The organism is Desertibacillus haloalkaliphilus (assembly GCF_019039105.1).
Taxonomy (GTDB): Bacteria; Bacillota; Bacilli; order Bacillales; family KJ1-10-99; genus Desertibacillus; species Desertibacillus haloalkaliphilus.
In genome coordinates this window covers 1-380 of sequence record NZ_JAHPIV010000326.1, presented here as the reverse complement: position 1 = coordinate 380, position 380 = coordinate 1, and the positions used below count along the sequence as shown (strand labels likewise).

Below are 380 nucleotides of genomic sequence, written 5' to 3'. Positions count from 1 at the left end.
CTTTGGTCCATTGTGCCGTATAAACGCCATATTCGCGCTGTGAGACGTTTGGACGATAAATACGGTATTTCATACCCAATTCGTTGTTGAAGACGTCAAACGCCAAATCAAGACGGGTAAAATGCACATCAGCCAGTAAATCAATCGCCCGTTTCATTTCAAGCTTTTCTTCGTCGGTTAATTTATTCGGGTTAAAGTCCAGACGCCAAGAACCAGCTTGAAACGCATTCTCAGCGTAATAGGCAATATTTTCAGTATCGCCGTTAGGATATTCCCGAATCAACCTAAAAACGCCGCCAGAGAGTTCCCAAGAGCTTCCTAAGGCATTCATAACACGTTGCAACTCCCGATATTCAGCTTTAATTTCCCCAGAAACAGTG

Annotated in this window: 1 pseudogene; it reads right to left on the bottom strand. The window is 43.7% G+C overall.

Going from position 1 to position 380, the window contains the following annotated elements:
* A pseudogene (locus KH400_RS22165) lies at positions 1-380 on the bottom strand (hypothetical protein); the annotation flags it as partial.